A 23759-nucleotide genomic window follows, 5' to 3' on the forward strand; every position below is an offset into this window, starting at 1 on the left:
GGAATGTGGCAGCCTCAGGACAATCAGGTCAGGCGGTTTGCTGGGTAAGATCACGGATATCGGTACTGGTACCGTTTTTCACGACCGACTGAACGCCTTTCTTCGATGCACTTTCCGTTGAGTACATTTCGCTCACGCCGATCACCTGATGATTTTTTGCTTTCAGCACAAAGTAGAACTGGCCGTCTTTCGAGGGTTTGACTTCGTACTGCGCTTCGTCAGGTGCGTTGGTTTGAACCGATGAAATGCCGTTTTCGGCCGAGGCTTTGCTGGCATACATTTCACTGGTGAGGATAATCTCTCCGTTCCCGGCCTTCAGGTTAAAGTGAAACTGTCCATTCTTCGCTTTTTTCAGATCATAGTGACCATTAGCCATAAAGGTAATCTCCATCAGAGGGGTTATTTTCCAGAGATAAGTGTAGTTAAAGGAAACTTTTTCGCGGAGACAGGAGAAATTTAAGGCATGAAATGTGAACTGGCCGACAGACTTTCAGCAACTTTACAAAACTCAATTGCCGGCCAGAAGCGCGTTAAACCAAATGGCAGGGCTCCGCTTCCCAGCGGTAACCGACGCCGTATACCGCGCGGATAAACGCCTTTTCGCCGTCCAGTGATTCGAGTTTGCGACGCAGATTTTTGATGTGGCTGTCGATGGTGCGATCGGTCACAACGCGGTAATCGTCGTAGAGATTATTGAGCAGCACTTCGCGGGTAAAAACGTAACCCGGTTTGACGGACAGGGTTTTCAGCAGGCGGAATTCCGCTGGCGTCAGCTCCAGTTCGTGCCCCTGGAATGTCGCCTGAAAGCGGGCTTCATCAATATGCAGACCGGTTTCTTTTGCCACGTGCTCATCCGGACGTACACAACGGCGCAGGATCACTTTCACGCGCGCGACCACTTCCCGCGGGCTGTACGGCTTGCAAATGTAATCATCGGCACCGATTTCCAGGCCAAGCAGGCGGTCGATCTCTTCGGTTTTGGCGGTCACCATCATGATCGGGACATCAGAGAACTGGCGGATATCGCGGCAAATCGACAGGCCACTGCTGCCCGGCAGCATCAGATCCAGAAGGATCAGCGCCGGTGGCTGATTTTTAACCAGCGTAATCACGTCGTGCCCGTCCGGTAACCATTGGGTGGCATAGCCGGCGGCTTCCAGGTAGTCGATCAGCAACTGGGCGAGTTTAGGTTCATCTTCCACGATCAGAATTTTCAACGGCGCAGGGCCGGACAGTACAGAGTCGTTCATTCAGTTTCTCAGGCCATGTGGAACAGAAAGGGGCAGGACGATGGTAATGCGCACGCCACCTGCCGGAGAGTGGCTGGCGCTGATTTGCCCGCCGTGGGCTTCGACGATATTCTGGCAAATCGCCAGACCTAACCCCGAGCCGCCGCTGGCGCGGTTACGCGAGCCTTCGGTACGGTAAAATCGTTCAAAAATACGGATCAGTTGTTCATCACTGATGCCCGGCGCGCTGTCCTGGAACATCAGATGCAGCGTTTTTTCGCGAATTTCTCCCAGAATTTCCAGGCCGCCATTTGGGTCAGTATAGCGCAGGCTGTTTTCCAGCAGATTGTTGATAAGTTGCGACAACCGCTGCGGGTCACCAAATACTTCGGCGCTTTCCGGCAGATGGCTGGTGAGCGTTAAATGTTTGTTGTGGAAACGATCGCGCGAACCGGCCTCTGCCAGTTGCACCAGATGTACCACATCAGTGTCGACTTTACGGTACGCCAGCGCACCGGCATCAGACAGCGAAAGCTGGTGCAGGTCATCGACCAGTTTGGTCAGAATCGATACTTCAGATTGCAGTGATTCCAGTGAACCGACTGTCATTTTTCGCACACCGTCCTGCATGGCTTCCAGCTCACCGCGCAATACCGCCAGCGGGGTGCGTAATTCGTGAGAAATATCCGCCATGAATGCCCGGCGCATTTGCTCGTTTTTCTCCAGCGTCATTGCCAACTGGTTAAAGTCCTGCGCCAGTTTCCCCAGTTCGTCTTCACTGTCGACCTCCACGCGGGTGCTGAAATTTCCTGCGGCAAGCTGGTGGGTGCCATTCACCAGCCGTTTTACCGGCGCGAGCATTCCGCGGGATAAAACCCAGGTTACGGCGGCGGCCAGCAGTGCAGTAAAGGCGACAATCATCCAACTGGTCCGGCTTTGCTGGCGCTCAAAGTTGATATCGGCATCGCGGGTCAGGCGCTCAGCAGGTGTGGAAATTACCGAACCGATGACGACGCCATCAACGGTCATCACGCGGCGCGGTCCCTGGAGATCGGGGGGAACAGGCTGATCGTAACCACCGATCCGGCGATCGTGACTGTCGAGGATCCAGAATTTTGTCCGCCAGCCCTGCGGTGGCATTCTCGGGCTGCTGTTTTGTTCAAATGAGCGCATCAGCTGATAGATTAACCGGTCATTTGTTTCCAAAAATTCCCAGTTGCCATGCTGCTTGTACTGCTCCTGCAATGTGTCCGCCAGCAGCTCGACACGCTGTTCATTGCTTTGGCGGATGTAGTCAATAAAGCCCCGTTCGAAGCTCATCCGTACGCCCCAGTTCATGGTGATCAACACCAGCGCGCAGGTACAAAAGATGGCCATAAACAGCTTGGCAGTGATACCAGGTTTCATGATTTTCTCATCGGATCGGGGGAGCCGGCCTCAGCACGACGACGGCTAATGATGGCATTTTTCTGCGTGTCAGGCGGCACTTTGGAAAATACCCAGGCGGGCAGGGCAATCACCAGTGCCATTGACATGTAGCAATACAGGAAAGCGGTGTGCAGGGTGCTGCTGTCAGGTGTAATCGCTTGCTGATGTGCAAACAGGCCAATCAGCAACCCGGCGACGCTGACACCGAGGCTCATCGACAATTGCATGATCATCGACAGTAAGCTGTTGCCGCTGCTGGCAAGGCGCGGCGGCAAATCTTTGAGCGTAAGAGTATTCATCGACGAGAAGCGCAGGGAGTTCACCATTCCCTGGAAGAAAAGCACAATCGGGATCATCCACATGGCGCCATAAATCGCCACCAGCGGGAAGATAAGCGTAATCAGTGCCAGCAGCAAGGTGGCGCTGACCAGTGCAGAACGGTAACCCAGCTGATTTACCAGCCGGACCACCACGCGTTTCATCCCCATGCTGCCCAGCACCATCGGGATCATCATCAGCCCGGCGTGGAAGGGCGTAAAGCCCATCCCGAGTTGCAGAAAGACCGGCGTCATAAATGGCAACATGCCGCTGCCGATACGTCCCAGCAGGCTGCCGATCAGACCGATCTTAAAGGTTGGTGTATGGAACAGGCGCAGGGAAAACAGTGCCGAGAGATTGCCGCGCGCATGCATCCAGTAAATGCCCAGCGCGCCGCCACCGGCCACCACCAGCAATACGATTTCCAGCGCCGTCAGCCCCATGCTGCGGCTGCCTTCCAGTGCCAGCGTCAGCGTCGCCATACACACGGCCAGCATGACAAACCCGCTGATATCAAAGCGCCGGGTCTGCATTTTATAATTTGGCATGATCATTAATGTGGCGATGCAACCGGCCAGACCGACCGGCAGATTGATCAGAAAAATCCAGTGCCAGCTGGCATATTGCACCAGAAAACCACCCAGCGCCGGACCCAGTAACGGACCGACCTGACCGGGCAGTGTCACCATCGTCATCGCTGCCATGTATTCGCTGCGCGGGACAATTTTCAGCACCGTCAGCCGTCCGACCGGCACCATCATCGCGCCGCCGATCCCCTGAACTATGCGCGACATCACCAGTTCACGCAGGCTTTCCGATTGCGCGCACAGCAGCGAGCCGAGCGTGAACAGCACAATGGCTGAAAAGAATACCCACTTCACACCGACTTTATCCGCCAGCCAGCCGCTCGCCGGTAACATCACCGCAACCGTCAGCACATAAGCGACAATAACCGAATGCATGTGCAGCGGGTTTTCGCCCAGACTGCGGGCCATGGACGGCAGGGCAGTATTGACGATCGTGGTGTCGAGGGCCTGCATAAAGAAGCCAAAGGCGACGATCCACAATTGCCAGCGAACCGAAGGTGGCAGCGGCGTGGAAGGCGATAAGGTGTCAGTGTTTTCAGATTTCATGAGTCATCGCATCAGCACAATCATTTTTGTGGCATTTCAGGAGGGAATTCACCTGCAGACCGGCTCACAGTGTAGCCAGAATGTTTCAGCAGAAAATGGAGGAAATAAGGAGAGTCTTTCCCATTTTTTGACAATTCCTCTGACAATAAAGAATAGCTTTCAGCCTGACATTTTATATCAAAATGCTAAGGTTGACCTTTGACCATGAACCGTTCGCACGCAAAGTAAGTCTAATCTGAACTTATAAAGGGAGAGAATGATGAGCAAAAGAGAACTGGGTCGTTCAGGTATTCAGGTGCCGCTGTTAACCTTTGGTGGCAATGTATTTGGCTGGACCGTCGATCAGGCTGCCTCGTTTAACCTGCTGGATGCCTTGCTGGATCATAAACTGAATTTCATCGATACGGCAGATGTGTACTCGAGCTGGGTTGAAGGCAACAAAGGGGGAGAATCCGAAACCATCATCGGCAACTGGCTGAAAAAATCCGGTAAGCGTGACCAGATCATTCTCGCCACCAAAGTCGGTAAGCCGATGGGCGAAGGTAAAGTTGGTTTGTCGCCGCGCTATATTAAAGAAGCGGTAGAAGCCTCTCTGAAACGTCTGCAAACAGATTATATCGATTTGTATCAGTCACATGATGACGATGCGGATACACCGCTGGCCGAAACTATGGCGGCATTTGACGCGTTAATCAAAGAAGGGAAAGTGCGCGCCGTCGGGGCATCTAACTACAGTGCGCCGCGTCTGGCCGAAGCGCTTAAAGTCAGCCAGGAAAACGGGCTGGCGCGTTATGAAACGCTGCAACCACAATACAATTTGTATGACCGCAAAGTGTATGAGGAAGCGCTGGAAAAAGTCGTGACAGATAATGGTCTGGGCGTCATCAACTTCTATGGCCTGGCCGCCGGCTTTCTGACCGGGAAATATCGAACCAAAGCCGATGCCGGTAAGAGTAAACGCGGCGAAAACGTGATTGCGCGTTGCCTGAATGAGCGCGGCCTGAAAGTATTGGCCGGACTGGATCAGGTGGCTGAGAAGCATGGCGCACAACCGGGACAGGTTGCACTGGCCTGGCAGATTGCCCGCCCGGGCATTACCTCACCGATCGTCAGTGCGACCTCCCTGCAACAGCTCAATGAACTGGCGCAGGCTGCAACCCTGAAACTCGATGATACCGATATCAGGACCTTAAATGACGCCAGTGCCTGGTAAATCCGGGATCTGAGATATAAAAAAACCGCCTGATTCAGGCGGTTTGCGTTTATCTGCATCTTTAAATCTTAACGGAACAACGTTTGTGCCCAGCGCGCCAGACCGGCGGTGACCGAGCCAAAATCATTCCCTCCGACCAGCGGGATACCCGGTAACTGAGCCTGCAACGCAGCACGTAATAACGGTGAACGCGCACTGCCACCGGTCAGGTAAATTACATCCGGTTTAATTTCGCTGCTGGCAAGTGCCAGACTGACCTGCTCCTGAATACGTTCCAGTGGCTGAGAAATCGCTTCGCTCAGTTGTTGCTGGCTGATCGTTTCTGCCAGACCCGATTCAATGAAGTCCATTGCCGCCGTTACGCTTTCATGTTCAGACAGTGCAATCTTACTTTCTTCCGCTGCACGAACCAGACGGTAGCTCAGACGTTGTTGCTGAATTTTCAGCAGGCGTTTGATCAAATCAGGCTGCGCTGCATCGCGGATCAGATCACGCAACATGCGGCCATTCGCCACACTATAGAAATCCAGTTGCGCCGGAACGTCGTTGGTCGCGACGGCATTCCAGTAAGGCAGGGCCGGAATAGCGATACCTTTCTGGGTTTCACTGCCCATACCAAATTGTGGTGTCAGTTGCTTGAATGCGGTCATGATATCCAGATCATTACCGCCGACGCGGCAACCACTATGGCCGAGCAGGCTGTTCTGACGCTCTGCTTTATCACGCCATTGTGGCCCCATCAGCAGCACCGAGCAGTCGGTGGTACCGCCGCCGATATCGACAACCAAAACCGTTTTCTCTTCGGTCAGTGTGGCTTCGAAATCCAGACCTGCCGCCACCGGTTCAAACTGGAAAGCGATATCGCGGAAACCTGCGCGTTCAGCCGCACGCTGCAAAATCCCCTGCGCCTGGGCATTGGCCTCTTCACCCCCCATACCCTGAAAGTTAATCGGGCGGCCGATAACGGTCTGTTCAATACTTTCCTGCAAGACGGATTCAGCCTGGCGTTTGATGTGGAACATCATCGCACAAACCAGATCTTCGAACAGAGCGATCTGTTGAGGTTTCAGGCCATTTGCGCCAAGGAACGATTTTGGCGAACGCACAAAGTACACTTCTTCCGGATCTTCCATATAGGTCGAAAGCGCCTGCAAACCGAAGTTTACGCTGTTGGCATTGACCGGAATATCTTCCTCGCGGTTAAAGCTGATACTGCGACGCAGCAGCGCCAGATTTTCATCACTGCCTGCCGGAACCTGTCCGTGACGGTTCAGCCATTCGCTGACCGCTTCACGTGTCGGCGCACAAAGCATGGAGGGTAAGTAAGGATCGTTATTTTCGAGCGCCAGAAGGTGAGCGTTATTGTCACGCATCACCGCAACGGAGCAATTCGCTGTACCGTAGTCAAATCCAATAAACATCATTGTTCCCCATGCCAAAGAAGGGACGGGACTTTACCGGAGAGAGCGAGATTCATCAAGTCAGATGGGCGGTACAATTCTGAGGAAGTCCCTCTCCTGGGACGGAGAGGGAACAAAGGGCGGAGAATTACTTCATTTCTATCACTTCAATAGCCCCTGTGCTTTCGCGACGACATTATCAGCGGTAAAGCCGAACTCTTTAAACAGTTGCTCTGCGGGTGCGGATTCCCCGAAGGTTGTCATGCCGACAATGGCACCGTTAAGGCCTACATACTTGTACCAGTAATCGGCGATACCGGCTTCAACAGCGACGCGTGCGGTCACAGTTTTCGGCAGAACAGACTCACGGTACGCTGCGTCCTGTTGATCGAAGACATCGGTGGACGGCATGGACACCACGCGAACCCTGGTACCCAACGCGGTCAGTTTCTCTGCGGCTTCCACCGTGATGCCGACTTCAGAGCCGGTGGCAATCAGGATAACGTCCGGTGTGCCGTCAGAATCTTTCAGTACATAACCGCCGCGAGCTACGTTAGCCAGTTGCTCAGCCGTACGGGGCTGCTGAGTCAGGTTCTGGCGCGAGAAGATAAGTGCAGAAGGACCGTCAGTACGTTCGATGGCGTATTTCCAGGCGATAGCTGATTCTACCTGATCGCCCGGACGCCATGTGTTCATGTTTGGCGTCACACGCAGGCTGGCCATTTGTTCTACCGGCTGGTGCGTCGGGCCGTCTTCACCCAGACCGATAGAGTCATGGGTATACACGAACACGTTGCGGATTTTCATCAGTGCCGCCAGACGAACGGCGTTACGGGCATATTCCACGAACATCAGGAATGTCGCGGAATAAGGCAGGAAACCGCCGTGCAGGGCGATACCGTTAGTGATGGCGGTCATGCCAAATTCACGGACACCGTAGTGAATGTAGTTACCCGCTTTATCGTCACCGATAGATTTTGAACCAGACCACATCGTCAGGTTACTTGGCGCAAGGTCCGCAGAACCGCCGAGGAATTCAGGCAGGATTTTACCGAAGGATTCCAGGGCGTTTTGCGAGGCTTTACGGCTGGCAATATTGGCCGGTTTCGCCTGCAATTCTTCGATGTATTTCTGCGTTTCGCTTTGCCAGTTAGCAGGCAGTTTGCCGCTCACACGGCGCTCAAATTCTGCGGCCAGTTGCGGATAGGCTTTTGCGTAAGCCGCAAATTTCTCGTTCCAGGCTTTCTCTTTCGCTTTACCGGCTTCTTTGGCATCCCATTGGGCGTAAATATCCTGCGGTATTTCAAACGGAGGATAGTTCCAGCCGATATGTTTACGGGTGGCAGCGACTTCATCATCGCCCAGCGCAGCGCCATGCGCGCCGTGGGTGCCGGCTTTGTTCGGTGAGCCGAATGCAATGACGGTTTTGCATAGCAACAGCGACGGTTTGTCGGTCACCTTGCGGGCTTCTTCGATTGCCGCTTTCACCGCGTCAGGATCATGCCCGTCAATACCGCGGATCACATGCCAGTGATAGGCTTCAAAGCGTTTGGCGGTGTCATCGGTGAACCAGCCTTCAACATGGCCGTCGATGGAGATACCGTTGTCATCATAAAACGCAATCAGCTTGCCGAGCTTCATGGTGCCGGCGAGCGAACAGGCTTCGTGTGAGATGCCTTCCATCATGCAGCCGTCGCCTAAAAAGGCGTAGGTGTAGTGGTTCACGATGTCGTGATTTTCACGGTTAAACTGAGCTGCAAGCGTACGCTCGGCAATCGCGAAACCTACGGCGTTAGCGATACCCTGACCCAGCGGGCCGGTGGTGGTTTCGACGCCCGGTGTATAGCCGAATTCCGGGTGCCCAGGCGTTTTCGAATGCAACTGGCGGAAGTTTTCCAGCTCTTTCATTGGCAGATCGTAACCCGTCAGGTGCAGCAGGCTGTATTGCAGCATTGATCCGTGTCCGTTAGACATCAGGAAGCGGTCGCGATCGGCCCATTTCGGGTTGGTCGGGTTGTGATTCATGTAATCACGCCACAGCACTTCAGCGATATCCGCCATTCCCATTGGTGCGCCGGGATGGCCTGAGTTCGCTTTTTGAACGGCATCCATGCTCAGGGCACGGATCGCATTCGCAAGTTCTTTACGAGAGGGCATATTCACTCCATCTGTTTTTTTAAAGCTAAAGTTCAGCGCTTAAATTGAGTTAAAACTAAAGTTGTGCTGACAGCATATCTTCGAGTTTTTTCTGATCGACGGCGAACTGGCGGATACCTTCGGCCAGTTTATCTACCGCCATCGCATCCTGATGATGTTCCCAGAGGAATTCAGCCTGAGTCAGCGGTGCAGGCTTTTTACCCGCCTGAGAGGACGGTTGCAGTTTGCGTTCAACCGGCGCGTCACTGGCTTTTAGCTCTTCCAGCAGGTTTGGAGAAAGGGTCAGACGGTCACAGCCTGCCAGTGCCAGAATTTGTTCCACTTTGCGGAAACTGGCACCCATGATGACGGTCTCGTAACCGTGGGATTTGTAGTATTCGTAGATATCCCGGACAGATTTCACGCCCGGATCTTTTTCAACGTCGTAAGTGGCATTGGGCTCTTTGGCTTTGTACCAGTCGTAGATACGGCCAACGAAGGGAGAAATCAGGTAGACACCGGCTTCGGCGCAGGCGCGTGCCTGAGCAAAGGAGAACAGCAGGGTCAGGTTACAGTTGATGCCTTCTTTTTCCAGTTCTTTGGCGGCCTGAATGCCTTCCCACGTAGACGCCAGTTTGATCAGAATGCGCGATTTATCAATGCCATGATCCTGATATAAACCAATCAGTTTGCGGGCTTTTTCGATACACAAATCCCGGTTAAATGACAGCCGGGCATCCACTTCTGTCGAGACGCGCCCCGGTACACTTTTCAGAATTTCGGCCCCGATATTGACGGCCAGTTTATCTGTGGCATTGATCACCTGAGCTTCTTTGCTGCCGCCTTGCTTGCGGGCATAGTCCAGCGCGTCTTTAACCAGGTTTTGGTATTGTGGCAGGTCGGCTGCTTTGAGGATCAGCGAAGGATTGGTCGTCGCATCCTGAGGCTCGAAATGACGGATAGATTCAATGTCACCGCTGTCGGCAACGACGGTGGTGATTTTTTTTAGTGCGTCTAACTGGTTCATCTCTTAGCTCCTTGGCGAGAAAAAACGATACAGCAATTAAGGTCGAACGACTCTCTTTCGTAGGGCTCCTACCCTGCATCATCCGGTTAACAAACTGAATGCGCTTTTTCTGATTACTGCAATGGGTCTCAACAATGGCGGCCCCTGTTGCCCGTCAAACTGAGCGTCTGGCGAGAAAAGCGCAAGGACAAACTTTAAGCTTAGTGCATTTTTACGAGACGTCTTCCATGAATGAAAAGTAATCAATGTAACCGCTAATTTTTGGTCGTGATCCGCGTTTAGTCGTGGCAGGGTTATCTATACTGGTCAGCGGGAAAACCAGATGCTGATATTTCCCCGTACCCTACAAAAACAAGAAAAGGATCCTGCAATGGACGAACAACTCAAGCAAAGTGCGCTCGATTTCCATGAGTTTCCGGTGCCCGGAAAAATTCAGGTTTCGCCCACCAAGCCTCTTGCGACACAACGTGATCTGGCGCTGGCCTATTCTCCGGGCGTTGCTGCCCCGTGTCTGGAGATCGCTAAAGATCCGCTGGCGGCATACAAATACACCGCACGCGGCAATCTGGTGGCGGTGATTTCCAATGGTACTGCCGTTCTCGGACTGGGGAATATCGGTGCACTGGCAGGGAAACCGGTGATGGAAGGCAAGGGCGTATTGTTCAAAAAATTCGCCGGTATCGATGTTTTTGATATCGAAGTGGATGAGAACGATCCCGATAAACTGATCGATGTGATTGCCGCACTAGAGCCGACATTCGGTGGCATCAATCTTGAAGATATCAAAGCGCCGGAATGTTTCTACATTGAAAAAAAGCTTCGGGAACGCATGAAAATCCCGGTGTTTCATGACGATCAGCACGGCACCGCCATTATCTGTACTGCCGCAGTATTAAATGGTCTGCGCGTGGTTGGGAAAAGCATTTCCGATGTGCGGCTGGTCGTTTCCGGCGCAGGGGCTTCCGCCATCGCCTGCCTGAATTTGCTGGTGGCGCTGGGGCTGAAACGCCACAACATCACGGCCTGCGATTCCCGTGGTGTGATTTATCAGGGGCGTGAAGAAAATATGGCCGAAACCAAAGCGGCGTATGCCATTGCAGATAACGGCCAGCGTACGCTGGCCGATGCAATCCCGGATGCGGACATTTTCCTGGGCTGTTCCGGCCCCGGCGTGCTGACGCAGGAGATGGTGAAAACCATGGCCAAAGATCCGCTGATTCTGGCGCTGGCCAATCCGGAGCCGGAGATTTTACCGCCGCTGGCAAAAGCCGTCCGGCCGGATGCCATTATCTGCACCGGACGCTCGGATTACCCGAATCAGGTGAACAATGTGCTGTGTTTCCCGTTCATTTTCCGCGGCGCGCTGGATGTCGGGGCGACCACCATTAATGAAGAAATGAAACTGGCCTGCGTTCATGCTATCGCGGATCTGGCGATGGCCGAACAAAGTGATGTGGTGGCTTCCGCTTACGGTGAAGAAGAGCTGTCTTTCGGCCCCGAATATATTATTCCTAAGCCTTTTGACCCGCGTTTGATCGTGAAAATTGCGCCTGCGGTGGCGAAAGCTGCAATGGATTCCGGTGTGGCCATGCGCCCGATTGAGGATCTGGAAGCGTATACCGAAAAACTCGCCGAGTTCGTCTACAAAACCAATCTGTTCATGAAACCCATTTTCTCGCAGGCGAAGAAAGACGCTAAACGGGTGGTGATGGCAGAAGGAGAAGAGGAGCGCGTACTGCATGCCACGCAGGAGCTGATTTCCCTCGGGCTGGCGAAGCCAATTCTGGTCGGGCGTCCCAGTGTCATCGCTATGCGCATCAAAAAGCTCGGCCTGCAACTGGAAGCGGGACGGGACTTTGAAGTGGTGAACAACGAATCTGATCCGCGTTTTAATGAATACTGGCGTGAATATTATGAGCTGATGAAACGGCGCGGTGTATCGCAGGAGCAGGCGCGTCGGGCAGTGATCGGCAATCCGACACTGATTTCTGCCATCATGCTGCTGCGCGGAGAAGCCGATGCGATGATTTGCGGCACGGTTGGCACCTATCATGAGCATTACGATATCGTGGAGAATGTATTCGGGTTTCGCAAAGGTACACATGTTGCCGGGGCGATGAATGCGCTGTTGCTGCCGAGCGGCAACACTTTTATTGCGGATACCTACGTCAATGATGACCCGACGCCGGAACAACTGACGGAAATCACGCTGATGGCGGCAGAAACGGTGAGGCGGTTTGGCATTGAGCCGAAAGTTGCGCTGTTGTCGCATTCCAGTTTTGGTACATCAGACAGCCCGGCTGCGCTGAAAATGCGGCGTACGCTGGAGCTGATTAATGAGCGTGCTCCTGATCTGGAAATTGACGGTGAGATGCACGGCGACGCGGCGCTGGTCGAAAGCATCCGCCAGGACATCATGCCGGACAGCCCGCTGAAAGGTTCAGCAAATATCCTGATCATGCCGAACATGGAATCAGCGCGTATCAGTTACAACCTGCTGCGGGTGTCGTGTTCGGAAGGAGTGACCGTCGGACCGGTGCTGATGGGGGTGTCGAAACCGGTACATATCCTGACGCCAATTGCATCGGTCAGGCGAATAGTCAATATGGTGGCGCTGGCTGTCGTTGAAGCACAAACCGAGCCTTTATAAACACCTTATAGTGAAGAAAACGGGCCTCATAGCGAGGCCCGTTTTTCTCAATCGCTGGCTCAGTATTTTACTTCGCCGATACGCTCCAGCGCATCGACGATCAGATCCCAGAAACGCTGATGATCAAGTTTAACTGCCACTTGTGTATGGCAATCCGGCGGAGCTGGGACGCGGAAATCGGCTACTGTCATGCCCAGCGTTAAAGTGCCGGTCAGTTCGATATCCACCGGCACTTTTTGCACGGTCATTACGTTCGGATCAATCACGTAAGCCACAGCACAAGGATCATGAACCGGTGGAGAATCAAAGCCCTGACGGTCTTTGTAGCTCAGACCAAAGAACTCCAGCAACTCACCGACAAATTTAGCGGGCTGAGTACCCACAGCGGCAATGCGCGCGGCGACTTCTGGTGTCGCCAGCGCCTGATGGGTTAAATCCAGTCCGACCATGGTCAGCGGCCATTTTTCGTTGAACACGATATGCGCGGCTTCAGGGTCAATCTTGATATTGAATTCTGCGACCGCACTCCAGTTACCCACGTGATAACCGCCGCCCATCAGCACGACTTCCTTCACGCGTTCAGCAATGCGCGGTTCTTTGCGCACCGCCATGGCTATGTTGGTCAGCCCGCCAGTGGGTACCAGCGTGATAGTTTTCGGTGGATGAGACATGATCAAATCAATGATCAGATCGATGGCGTGAACAGGTTCAAGGGTGATGGCCGCCTCCGGCAGCACCGGACCATCTAGGCCGGACTCACCGTGGATTTCGTCAGCCACTTCAATCTGACGCACCAGCGGACGGGTTGCGCCCGCCGCAAACGGCACGCCGGTCAGATTAATAACACGCGCCACGGCAAGGGCATTGCGGGTGACTTTCTCCAGCGTTTGATTGCCGACGACCGTAGTAACGGCCAGCAACTCAATTTCCGGGTTACCGTGAGCCAGTAACATCGCGATAGCGTCGTCGTGCCCCGGATCGCAATCAAGGATGATCTTTTTGACCATTTTTTATTCCTTTAATTAATGTAGTGGTACGTCGGTTTCGTCAGCCAGATCGGATTATTTTTTAGCGTGTTGCAGCCACTTATCCAGTTCATTGGCAAATTGCTGGCGGTCGCGCTGATTAAGCGCGGGTGGTCCGCCGGTCTGTACGCCGCTGGCGCGCATGGTGTCCATGAAATCACGCATATTCAGACGTTCTTTAATGGTTTCAGTCGTGTAACGCTCGCCGCGTGGGTTGAGCGCAACACCACCTTTTTCAATCACTTCCGCTGCCAGCGGAATATCGGCGGTGATCACCAGATCGCCGGGTTCGGTGCGTTTCACAATTTCGTTATCCGCAACGTCGAAACCCGCTTCTACGCGTAAGGTGCGCAGGAATTTTGACGGCGGTGTGCGGATGATCTGGTTGGCAACCAGTGTCACCATCATGCCGGTGCGTTCCGCAGCGCGGAACAGCACTTCTTTAATGACGTTCGGACAGGCGTCTGCATCAACCCAGATTTGCATCAGTTTGGCGCTCCGTTTTCAGATAAACCCTTTTCAGCCAGCCAGTCGCGAACTGGCAGGAAATCGCTGTAAAGCGCGGCTTCCGGGCTGCCTTCTTCAGGTTGATAGCCGTATTCCCAGCGCACCAGCGGCGGCATCGACATTAAAATGGATTCTGTACGGCCACCGGTTTGCAGGCCAAACAGTGTTCCGCGATCCCACACCAGATTGAATTCGACGTAGCGGCCACGGCGGTAAAGCTGGAACTGGCGCTCGCGTTCGCCCCACGGCAGGGCTTTACGTTTTTCCACTATGGGCAGATAAGCGTCGGTAAAGCCATTGCCCACGGCCTGCATAAAGCTGAAGCTGGTGTCGAAATCCGGCGAATTCAGGTCATCAAAGAATAAGCCGCCGATACCGCGCGCTTCGTTGCGGTGTTTGATAAAGAAGTAATCGTCGCACCACTTTTTGTATTTCGGGTACACATCATCGCCAAACGGCTGGCAAAGTTGTTGTGCTGTCAGGTGCCAGTGGCGGGCATCTTCTTCAAAACCGTAATAAGGCGTGAGGTCAAAGCCACCGCCAAACCACCAGACCGGTGCTTCGCCGGGCTTTTCCGCAATGAAAAAGCGTACGTTGGCGTGGCTGGTTGGCACATAAGGATTCAGCGGATGAATAACCAGTGAAACGCCCATCGCCTGAAAACTGCGACCAGCCAGTTCGGGGCGATGCGCGGTTGCTGAGGCAGGCAGGGTGGCACCGGCAACATGCGAGAAGTTTACCCCCGCCTGTTCAAACACTGCGCCATGGGTCAGCACCCGGCTCTGGCCGCCGCCACCTTCTTCCCGCACCCATTGATCTTCAGAGAACTGGCCGTTGCCATCAGCGGCGGCCAGTTGCTGGCAAATATGATCCTGGAGCTTAAGCAGGAAAGTTTTAACTTGCTGGATGTCGGGAATGGATTGGCTCACGGGCAAACTCGCAGACGTTGACTGAAAAGACATTCAGCGCTTTGCAGGCGCTGAATCAGAAAGAGGAAGTGATTATATACCCAAAATCAGCCTGGTCGCCCAGATGCGTCTGCTTTTGGTGGCGGAAGAACTTTACCGTGGCTTGCGTTCATTGGCATCGAAGTAACTGAAGAAATTCACAATACCCTGAGAAATCGCCTGTGCGATCTCGCGACGGAACGCCGTGGTGCTGAGCAACTGTTCTTCCTGATGATTGGTGATAAACGAAGTTTCCACCAGAATCGACGGGATCGACGGAGATTTCAGAACAGCAAACGCCGCCTGTTCGGTCTGCTGGCTGTGCAGATGGTGGATCGGGCGGATCCTGTCGAGCACGTGATGCCCCAATGTCAGACTGTTTTTGATGGTGTCGGTTTGCACCAGATCGAACAAAACCTGTTGCAGATAATTGTTGTCTTCTTTGGCATATTTCGCGCCCGCAACCAGATCGGCATCGTTTTCTTTTTTCGACATATACCGCGCCATTGTGCTGCTGGCACCGCGATTAGAGAGGGCGAAAACAGACGCGCCGGAAGCGGTGGGGCTGGTGTAACCATCGGCATGAATCGAGACAAACAAATCGGCCTGATGCTGATGCGCCAGTTCAACGCGCTGATAAAGCGGAATAAAGTGATCAGAGTCACGGGTCAGTTTAACTTCAATATGACTTTGTTCACCGAGGAATTCCCGCACATAGTTGGCGATTTCCAGCACGACGTGTTTTTCTTCCGAGCCTTCATGACCGACCGCACCGGAATCGATGCCGCCATGGCCGGGGTCAATCATCACCAGTTTTTTTGCGCCCGCCGGTTTAGGGGCCGGGGCTGATTTGGTGATGTGTTCCTGCTGCGCAGCGCTGGCAGAGCGCGAACCGAATGCGGCAATCGCTAATCCCAGCCCGGACAACAATAGCTGGCGACGTGTGGCGGTGGCAGGCAAAGGCTGGAAATGCAGAAATTTGTTCAGAGGGTTTAACATCAGTCCGTTACCGTCAGAAAAGTGCAGAATGCTCTATGTTATAGAGTATCTTTTTTATAGTTTCGATCTGAGAACTATTACTTTTTATGAATATTGTGTCGTGAATGATGTCATGACCGAATAAATATCCGTTGCAGGAAAGGTGTCACGTTGTTTTATGTGAAGATTTTATCGTTCCAAATGGTTTGTAAAGTCCTCAATTTGTGATTTTGATGTTGCGTATCAAACAGATCACGCGATAATCATATAAACCCCTATCAACAGCGGCGAACAGTGATGGAAATTCGCGTATACCGTCAAGAAGATTTTGAAGAAGTACTGACCTTATGGGAGCGCTGCGATTTATTGCGCCCGTGGAATGATCCTGAGCTGGATATTGAACGTAAAATTAACCACAGCCCGGAGTTTTTCCTGGTGGCGGAAGTCGGTGGTGAAGTGGTAGGCACGCTGATGGGGGGGTATGACGGTCATCGTGGTTCGGCGAATTATCTGGGTGTGCATCCGGATTATCGCGGGCGTGGCATTGCCAATGCGCTGGTTAACCGTCTGGAGAAGAAGTTAATCGCCCGCGGCTGCCCGAAGATGAATTTAATGGTGCGTGCTGAAAACGATGCAGTGGTCAGTATGTATGAAAAACTGGGTTATGAAATTTCGGATACTCTTTTGCTTGGCAAACGTTTGATCGAAGATCAAGAGTACTGAAGCTGTTTCCTCAATAAAAAGCCCCGGCAAGTATGACTTTGCCGGGGCTTTTAGTTTTCTGATTTACTTAATCAATTTTACGCTTTTGACATCCACTTCCACAGAGTTCCAGTCTTTATCGACTTTACCTTCAATGCGGATTTTGTCCTTCGGCGACACGTTCTGTCCCTGCCAGCGTTTGCCGTCAATTTCGACATTGAGTGTGCCGGTATTGTCGCGGAAAATGTATTTATCGTGGTCGATACGCTGATCGATAAACCCTTCCAGCATAACCCACTGATCATCTTTCATGGTTTGCGCATCTTTTACTGTACTCAGCGCCGTGGTGCCAGTGAAACCGCCCTGTGCTGCTGGCTGGGTCTGCGACTCCTGCGCTGACGGGCCGTTAAAGCCACCGGTCTGTTGGGCAAATGCAGTCGCTGAACAAAGTGCAATCAGGGTTGCCAGAGTGATCTTCTTCATCATAATAGGTCGTCCTTAATTTAACGTTTCCGGGTACCGGCAACTATGACATCGTTTCGCATGTCTTGCCGTGCTGGAGACCATTAAAACAGACAGTTCTTAACAGTTTCTTAAGCGCATACCCGGCATACTTTAAATTGCAGATTATGAATTATTTTGGGTATGTCCTTGAGTGATGGTTAACTTTCACCTTATTTGCAGGAATGTTGTCCTTTTTATGAACCCGGATGATTATAACGACCACGGTATGTTGCGATTGCCGCTGTGGTTCTGGACTATTTTGATTTTGCAGGCGAGGACCTGGTTATTGTTTGTGATGGCCGGCGCATCGCGCCAGCAGGGGAGTGATCTGCTGGCGTTGTTTTATCCTGATCAGCAAAGTTTCTGGTCTGGCATGCTGCTCGGGTTGCCGCCCGCGCTGGTTTTTCTGCTTAGCGGCCGTCGCCATCTGTGGCCGCGTATCTGGCAGGCCGGTTACTGGTTACTCCTGGCAGGGATGTTTATCACTTTCGCATTGCAGGGGCTGGGGCTGTGGCAAAGCACAGATACGATTTCCGGCGTGGATATCGTGCTGGCCTTGCTGGATGCCGCCGCGCTGGCTTACTGGTTACTGAGCCGCCGTCTGCGCGCTTGTTTTGATGCCGCGCGGCGTCTGGCCTGATGCATATTCCATTCGAGGCTGAACTTTTTTACCAGAAAAGTACTCGAACTGGCGCTGAACAATAATGCGTAAATAAATAATAATTTCACTGCCGGTTTATCCGTCAGGCCGCACCGGCCAACGGGAACGGGGAGTATAGGAGTGTACCGAATGACTGTTCGCCTGCGGGTTCGCCCGATGTTACTGGTGCTGCCGCTGATCCTGACCGGCTGTTCGTCGATGTCATCTATGTCATGGCCGGGCGTGTCCTGGTCAGCCATGAATCCGCTTAACTGGTTTGGCAGCAGCCTGACGGTCAGCGACAAAGGGGTGGGTGATATTACGGCCAGCACCCCGCTGACAGAAACGGCCATTAAAGATGCGCTGGACGGCGACTATACCCTGCGCAGCGGTATGTCGATGAGCAACGGCAAAATGCTGAGCTTCTTCCAGGCGATGGACGGTAAAGACGTGAAGATGTCGATCAGCGGTGAGCCGAAAGGTAACGTCCAGCGCGTCGATGTTGTTGATACGAAAGTTGAAAGTGAATGGGGCGTTAAAATCGGTACGCCCTTCAGCGATCTCTACAGCAAGGCTTTCGATGTGTGCGTGAAGGGCGAAGGGGACGATGCTGAAAACGTCGAGTGTAAAGCGCCGCAAAGTGCTCACGTGACGTATGTGTTCAGCGGTATCTGGCATGGCCCGGATTCGCTGATGCCTTCGGATGATGCCCTGAAAGACTGGAAGGTCAGCAAAATTATCTGGCGTGCTAATCCTGCGCAGGCCGCTGCCGCGCAATAAACGGGTTTCTCCGCTTAAAAAGCCCTCAATGCCTTGCCTTCGCGCAAGGCATTTTTATTGACATCCGGTATGATATCGCCGGTCAAATTAACGAGGATGAGAAAATGACTCAGGTTCAGAGCGGCATTTTACCCGAACATTGCCGTTTCGCGATTTACATTGAAGCGAAAGCTCAGGGGGACCTGGATGCGCTCCGGCACGGCTGCCGTGCATTTTTGGCCGTACTGGAAGACATGCAGAAAAAATTTCCCACTGAACATCTTGGTGCGGTCGTGGCCTTTGGCAACGATGTATGGCGTGATTTATCCGGAAATCAGGGTGCCGCTGAGCTGAAGTCTTTCGAGCCGCTGGGTAAAGGTCTGGCACCGGCGACGCAGCGCGATATGTTGTTGCACATTCAGTCCCTGCGTCATGACGTGAACTTCGCGCTGGCACAGGCGGCATTGAAAGCCTTCGGCAGTTCAATCACTGTCGAAGAAGAAACCCACGGGTTCCGTGCGCTGGAAGAACGTGACCTCAGCGGTTTTATCGACGGAACTGAAAACCCGAAAGCAGAAGCCCGCGCTCAGGTGGCGATTATTCCTGAAGGCAGTGTTGATGCAGGCGGCAGTTACGTGATGGTTCAGCGCTGGAAACATAATCTGGTGCAATGGGAACGCTTCTCCGTGCAGCAGCAGGAAGATGTTATCGGGCGTACAAAAGAAACCGACGAAGAGCTGGATTCAGAAACTCGCCCGGACACTTCCCACGTCAGTCGTGTTGACCTGAAAGAAGACGGCAAAGGCCTGAAAATTCTGCGCCAGAGCCTGCCTTACGGTACGGCCAGCGGTGAGCACGGTTTGTATTTCATTAGCTATTGCGCCCGTTTGTGGAACATTGAGAAACAGCTGCTGAGCATGTTTGGCGATCTTGATGGCAAACGCGATGCCATGCTGCGCTTCACCCGTCCGGTGACCGGCAGTTATTATTTCGCCCCTTCACTGACCCGACTGTTAGCGCTTTAAGTTCTTCCGGCGCGTTCCGTCGCGGACGCGCCTGCTTCTTCCCTTTTTGTTATTCCCCCATCGCTTGTTAATGCCTTATAGCTTTTCATGCTTGAAAATCACCAAATGGTATATAAAACCGTTACAGCCTGACCCTCAGTTATAAATACACTGTGTGATATTGAGCGACATATATCAGCGTCGCATATCGGTTCACTCACCTAAGGCTAAGCATGAAAACACTCGGATTTACCGGCAATGTGCTGAAAAGTTCTGTGGCGGCATTGTTGCTGGCCAGCGGGGCGGCTTCGGCAACCGAATTGCTCAACAGCTCTTATGATGTGTCCCGTGAACTTTTTGCCGCGCTGAATCCGCCATTCCAGAAACAGTGGGCTGATCAAAATAATGGCGATAAACTCGATATTAAACAGTCGCATGCCGGTTCCTCCAAGCAAGCGCTGGCGATTTTGCAGGGCCTGAAAGCAGATGTGGTGACGTATAATCAGGTGACCGATGTGCAGATTTTGCATGACCGCGGCAACCTGATCCCGGCCAACTGGCAAAGCCGTCTGCCTAATAACAGTTCGCCATTCTATTCCACCATGGCCTTCCTGGTACGTAAGGGCAATCCAAAAAACATTCACAGCTGGGACGATTTAGCACGTCCGGGCGTGAGTCTGGTGTTCCCGAATCCAAAAACCTCCGGTAATGGTCGTTATACTTATCTCGGTGCCTGGGGCGCATTCAATCTGGAAGACAATAAAAACCAGACGCAGACCCGCGAAAAGATGGCGAGTTTCCTGAAAAACGTGCAGGTATTTGATACCGGCGGTCGTGGCGCAACCACCACATTTGTCGAACGTGGACTGGGCGATGTGTTGATCAGCTTTGAATCGGAAGTGAACAACATCCGTAAGCAGTACGGTGATGATAAATATGAAGTGATTGTTCCGAAGGTGGATATTCTGGCGGAGTTCCCGGTCGCCTGGGTGGACAAAAACGTTGAGAAAAATGGCACAGAGAAAGCCGCAAAAGATTATCTGAATTATTTGTGGAGCCCGCAGGCGCAGAAAATCATCACCAGTTTTAACTACCGCGTGTATGACAAAACGGCGATGGCGGCGGCGAAAGAGCAGTTCCCGGAGACCCAACTGTTCAAAGTTGAAGAGCAGTTCGGTGGCTGGCCACAAGTGATGGAAACCCATTTCAGTACCGGCGGTGAGCTGGATAAACTGTTAGAGCAAGGTCACAAGTAATGTTGTTGTCGAGCAAACGCGTATTACCCGGATTCACCCTGAGCCTCGGCAGCAGTTTGTTGTTCGTGTGCCTGGTGCTGTTGCTGCCGCTGAGTGCACTGGTGATGCAGTTGTCACAAATGACACTGGCACAATATTGGGATGTGATCACCAACGGTCAGGTGGTGGCGGCCTATAAAGTAACGCTGCTGGCGGCGGGCGTGGCGAGTATTTTTAACTGTTTCTTCGGCATGCTGATGGCGTGGATCCTGACCCGTTATGAATTCCCGGGTAAAAGTCTGATCGATGGTCTGATGGATTTGCCGTTTGCCCTGCCGACGGCAGTCGCCGGTTTAACGCTGGCAGGATTGTTTTCTACCACCGGTTTTTACGGTCAGTGGCTGGCGCATTTTGATATCAAAGTGGCGTACACCTGGCTTGGTATTGCGGTGGCGATGGCATTTACCAGCATCCCGTTTGTGGTGCGTACCGTGCAGCCGGTGCTGGAAGAATTAGGCCCGGAATATGAAGAAGCGGCTGAAACGCTGGGCGCTTCGCGCTGGCAGAGTTTTCGTCGCGTGGTGTTGCCGGAAGTGATGCCTTCCTTGCTGGCGGGTACGGCGTTGTCCTTCACCCGCAGCCTGGGCGAATTCGGCGCAGTGATTTTCATCGCCGGTAACATTGCCTGGAAAACCGAAGTGACCTCGCTGATGATTTTTATCCGCTTACAGGAGTTTGATTACCCGGCAGCCAGCGCTATTGCTTCGGTGATCCTCGCCGCATCGCTGCTGTTGCTGTTTGCGATTAACACCTTACAGAGCCGTTATGGCCGTCGTCTGGGAGGCCAGTAATGTCTGATATTCCGGCTTTTGCGGGCGAAAGACGTCAGCGTATTGACTGGGTGAAATGGTCATTGATCGGCACGGGGGTGCTGATTTGTATTCTGCTGCTGGTGATCCCGATGATCAGCATTTTTGTGCTGGCGTTTTCCGACGGCATTGCAGCGGTGTGGAAGAACCTGTCGGACTCCGACATGTTGCATTCTATCTGGCTGACCGTCCTGATGGCGCTGATCACCGTGCCGGTGAACCTGATTTTCGGCACGTTGCTGGCCTGGCTGGTCGCGCGCTTTAATTTCCCGGGACGTCAGTTATTACTGACGCTGATCGACATCCCGTTTGCGGTTTCACCAGTGGTTGCCGGTTTACTGTATTTGCTGTTTTACGGCACCAACGGCCCGATTGGCGGCTGGCTGGATGCGCACAATATTCAGTTTATGTTCGCCTGGCCGGGCATGGTGATGGTGACAGTATTCGTCACCTGTCCGTTTGTCATCCGTGAGCTGGTGCCGGTGATGTTGAGTCAAGGCAGTCATGAAGATGAAGCCGCGGTGTTACTGGGTGCGTCCGGCTGGCAGATGTTCCGCCGCGTGACCCTGCCGAATATCCGCTGGGCATTACTGTATGGCGTGGTGCTGACCAACGCCCGCGCGATTGGGGAATTCGGGGCGGTATCGGTGGTGTCCGGTTCTATCCGTGGCGAAACCTACACGCTGCCATTACAAGTCGAATTACTGCATCAGGACTACAACACCGCAGGCGCGTTTACTGCCGCTGCGCTGTTAACCCTGATGGCAATTGTCACACTGTTTCTGAAAAGCGGCCTGCAATGGCGTCTGAAGCGCCACAACGACCGTCTTGAGCGGGAGGAAAGTCATGAGCATTGAAATTAACGGTATCAACAAATATTTTGGCCGCACTAAGGTGCTCAATGATATCTCGCTCGATATTGCTTCCGGAGAGATGGTGGCGTTGCTCGGGCCTTCCGGCTCAGGTAAAACCACGTTGCTGCGTATTATCGCCGGACTGGAAAATCAAAGCGCCGGACACCTGAGTTTTCACGGTAAAGACGTGACGCGCCTGCATGCCCGTGATCGCCAGGTCGGTTTCGTTTTCCAGCATTATGCGCTGTTCCGCCATATGACGGTGTTCGACAACATCGCGTTTGGCCTGACGGTGCTGCCGCGCCGTGAGCGTCCGAATGCTGAAGCCATCAAACAGAAAGTCACTAAATTGCTGGAGATGGTGCAACTTGGCCATCTGGCAAACCGTTATCCGGCACAGCTTTCCGGCGGTCAGAAACAGCGTGTGGCGCTGGCCCGTGCGCTGGCGGTTGAACCGCAAATTCTGCTGCTGGATGAACCTTTTGGCGCGCTGGACGCACAGGTGCGTAAAGAGCTGCGCCGCTGGCTGCGTCAGCTGCATGAAGAACTGAAATTCACCAGCGTGTTCGTGACTCACGATCAGGAAGAAGCGATGGAAGTCGCTGACCGCGTGGTGGTCATGAGCCAGGGTAATATCGAACAGGTCGGCGCCCCGCAGGAAATCTGGCGTGAACCGGCAACCCGTTTCGTGCTGGAATTCATGGGTGAAGTTAATAAAATTCATGGCGAAATCCGGGGATCTCAGCTGTACGTCGGTGCATATCACTGGCCGCTGGATAACCCGCCCCTGCATCAGGGTGTGGTCGATTTATTCCTGCGTCCCTGGGAAATGGAAATTACGCCGCACAGTACAGCACGCTGTCCGTTGCCGGTGAAGGTGCTGGAAGTCAGCCCGCGTGGCCATTTCTGGCAGCTTATCGTGCAGGCCGAGGGCTGGCACGACGAACCGCTTTCGGTTGTGCTTTCCGAAATCCACGGTAATAGCGCACCGCAGCGCGGCGATCGTTTCTATGTCGGCGGACTGAATGGCCGCCTGTATGCTGGCGACCAGCCGTTACAACCCGTTGCGTTAGCGAAGAGTGCCTGATATTTTTTAATCAGCATTTTTCTCAGGGCGGTCATCGGGCCGCCCTTTTTATCGCCTGATACCTGTTTATGTGTTTTTTATCAGTCAATATACCTTTTTAATATAAGGCAAGCC

22 protein-coding genes are annotated in these 23759 nt (G+C 53.2%); 10 read left to right on the forward strand and 12 right to left on the reverse strand.

What is annotated here, in order from left to right; all coding sequences use genetic code 11:
- Positions 1–28 precede the first annotated feature (28 nt).
- From LC431_RS09010 to mdtD, 4 genes are all read right to left on the reverse strand, one after another.
- Complete coding sequence (locus LC431_RS09010) at positions 29–376, reverse strand: YegP family protein (protein ID WP_013574406.1); 348 nt, start codon at positions 374–376, stop codon at positions 29–31.
- A gap of 154 nt (positions 377–530) precedes the next feature.
- The gene (baeR, locus tag LC431_RS09015) at positions 531–1250 is read right to left on the reverse strand and encodes a two-component system response regulator BaeR (RefSeq protein ID WP_037036367.1); all 720 of its coding nucleotides are present in this window, start codon (positions 1248–1250) and stop codon (positions 531–533) included.
- A complete protein-coding gene (baeS, locus tag LC431_RS09020) occupies positions 1251–2636 on the reverse strand; it encodes a two-component system sensor histidine kinase BaeS (protein ID WP_112151270.1) in 1386 nt (461 codons plus the stop codon).
- Complete coding sequence (gene mdtD / locus LC431_RS09025; protein ID WP_013574409.1) at positions 2633–4108, reverse strand: multidrug transporter subunit MdtD; 1476 nt, start codon at positions 4106–4108, stop codon at positions 2633–2635. Before mdtD ends, baeS begins: the two co-directional genes overlap by 4 nt.
- A gap of 259 nt (positions 4109–4367) precedes the next feature.
- Here mdtD and LC431_RS09030 point away from each other — a divergent pair, with 259 nt between their 5' ends.
- On the forward strand, positions 4368–5321 hold the full coding sequence (locus LC431_RS09030) for an aldo/keto reductase (RefSeq protein WP_013574410.1): 954 nt from the start codon (positions 4368–4370) through the stop codon (positions 5319–5321).
- 68 nt (positions 5322–5389) lie between these two features.
- Here the strand turns inward: LC431_RS09030 and yegD are convergent, their stop codons facing one another.
- The 3 genes from yegD to tal all read right to left on the reverse strand — a co-directional run bounded on the left by yegD (position 5390) and on the right by tal (position 9884).
- Positions 5390–6742, reverse strand: a complete 1353-nt coding sequence (yegD, locus tag LC431_RS09035; RefSeq protein WP_013574411.1) for a molecular chaperone — start codon at positions 6740–6742, stop codon at positions 5390–5392.
- A 141-nt stretch (positions 6743–6883) separates the two neighbouring features.
- Entirely contained in the window at positions 6884–8878 is a 1995-nt protein-coding gene (gene tkt / locus LC431_RS09040) for a transketolase (protein WP_223509722.1), read from the reverse strand.
- A gap of 55 nt (positions 8879–8933) precedes the next feature.
- The gene (gene tal, locus LC431_RS09045; RefSeq protein ID WP_112198398.1) at positions 8934–9884 is read right to left on the reverse strand and encodes a transaldolase; all 951 of its coding nucleotides are present in this window, start codon (positions 9882–9884) and stop codon (positions 8934–8936) included.
- A gap of 370 nt (positions 9885–10254) precedes the next feature.
- On the opposite strand from tal, the gene maeB reads away from it, so the two are divergent.
- Positions 10255–12534: an NADP-dependent oxaloacetate-decarboxylating malate dehydrogenase gene (gene maeB, locus LC431_RS09050; RefSeq protein WP_013574414.1), complete on the forward strand. Its 2280-nt coding sequence runs from the start codon at positions 10255–10257 to the stop codon at positions 12532–12534.
- A 59-nt stretch (positions 12535–12593) separates the two neighbouring features.
- Here maeB and LC431_RS09055 read toward each other — a convergent pair whose 3' ends face one another.
- The 4 genes from LC431_RS09055 to amiA all read right to left on the reverse strand — a co-directional run bounded on the left by LC431_RS09055 (position 12594) and on the right by amiA (position 16012).
- Entirely contained in the window at positions 12594–13541 is a 948-nt protein-coding gene (locus LC431_RS09055; RefSeq protein ID WP_153374856.1) for a nucleoside hydrolase, read from the reverse strand.
- 54 nt (positions 13542–13595) lie between these two features.
- Complete coding sequence (locus tag LC431_RS09060) at positions 13596–14045, reverse strand: YaiI/YqxD family protein (RefSeq protein WP_013574416.1); 450 nt, start codon at positions 14043–14045, stop codon at positions 13596–13598.
- On the reverse strand, positions 14045–15028 hold the full coding sequence (hemF, locus tag LC431_RS09065; protein WP_015689490.1) for an oxygen-dependent coproporphyrinogen oxidase: 984 nt from the start codon (positions 15026–15028) through the stop codon (positions 14045–14047). The genes LC431_RS09060 and hemF overlap by 1 nt, the downstream gene beginning before the upstream one ends.
- A gap of 99 nt (positions 15029–15127) precedes the next feature.
- Complete coding sequence (amiA, locus tag LC431_RS09070) at positions 15128–16012, reverse strand: N-acetylmuramoyl-L-alanine amidase AmiA (protein ID WP_013574418.1); 885 nt, start codon at positions 16010–16012, stop codon at positions 15128–15130.
- Positions 16013–16288: 276 nt separating this feature from the next.
- On the opposite strand from amiA, the gene LC431_RS09075 reads away from it, so the two are divergent.
- Positions 16289–16714, forward strand: coding sequence for a GNAT family acetyltransferase (locus LC431_RS09075; RefSeq protein WP_013574419.1), 426 nt, complete (start codon positions 16289–16291; stop codon positions 16712–16714).
- Positions 16715–16777: 63 nt separating this feature from the next.
- On the opposite strand, the gene LC431_RS09080 is transcribed toward LC431_RS09075, so the two are convergent.
- Positions 16778–17176: a YgiW/YdeI family stress tolerance OB fold protein gene (locus LC431_RS09080; RefSeq protein ID WP_041673194.1), complete on the reverse strand. Its 399-nt coding sequence runs from the start codon at positions 17174–17176 to the stop codon at positions 16778–16780.
- Positions 17177–17393: 217 nt separating this feature from the next.
- Between LC431_RS09080 and LC431_RS09085 the strand changes: the two genes are divergently transcribed.
- The 7 genes from LC431_RS09085 to cysA all read left to right on the forward strand — a co-directional run bounded on the left by LC431_RS09085 (position 17394) and on the right by cysA (position 23645).
- Positions 17394–17837 carry a DUF2919 domain-containing protein gene (locus tag LC431_RS09085; RefSeq protein WP_013574421.1) on the forward strand — a complete coding sequence of 148 codons (444 nt, stop codon included), beginning with the start codon at positions 17394–17396 and terminating at the stop codon, positions 17835–17837.
- A gap of 150 nt (positions 17838–17987) precedes the next feature.
- Entirely contained in the window at positions 17988–18617 is a 630-nt protein-coding gene (locus LC431_RS09090; protein ID WP_183065307.1) for an RpoE-regulated lipoprotein, read from the forward strand.
- A 104-nt stretch (positions 18618–18721) separates the two neighbouring features.
- Positions 18722–19621: a Dyp-type peroxidase gene (locus LC431_RS09095; protein WP_037036357.1), complete on the forward strand. Its 900-nt coding sequence runs from the start codon at positions 18722–18724 to the stop codon at positions 19619–19621.
- Positions 19622–19833: 212 nt separating this feature from the next.
- Positions 19834–20856 (forward strand): thiosulfate ABC transporter substrate-binding protein CysP, encoded by a 1023-nt coding sequence (gene cysP / locus LC431_RS09100; RefSeq protein WP_112151264.1) that lies wholly within the window; start codon positions 19834–19836, stop codon positions 20854–20856.
- Entirely contained in the window at positions 20856–21686 is an 831-nt protein-coding gene (gene cysT / locus LC431_RS09105; protein WP_013574425.1) for a sulfate/thiosulfate ABC transporter permease CysT, read from the forward strand. Before cysP ends, cysT begins: the two co-directional genes overlap by 1 nt.
- Positions 21686–22561 (forward strand): sulfate/thiosulfate ABC transporter permease CysW, encoded by an 876-nt coding sequence (cysW, locus tag LC431_RS09110; RefSeq protein WP_013574426.1) that lies wholly within the window; start codon positions 21686–21688, stop codon positions 22559–22561. The genes cysT and cysW overlap by 1 nt, the downstream gene beginning before the upstream one ends.
- Entirely contained in the window at positions 22551–23645 is a 1095-nt protein-coding gene (cysA, locus tag LC431_RS09115) for a sulfate/thiosulfate ABC transporter ATP-binding protein CysA (RefSeq protein ID WP_013574427.1), read from the forward strand. Before cysW ends, cysA begins: the two co-directional genes overlap by 11 nt.
- Positions 23646–23759 lie beyond the last annotated feature (114 nt).

This window comes from Rahnella sp. GSA61A (assembly GCF_019969905.1).
GTDB classification, from domain to species: Bacteria; Pseudomonadota; Gammaproteobacteria; order Enterobacterales; family Enterobacteriaceae; genus Rahnella; species Rahnella aceris.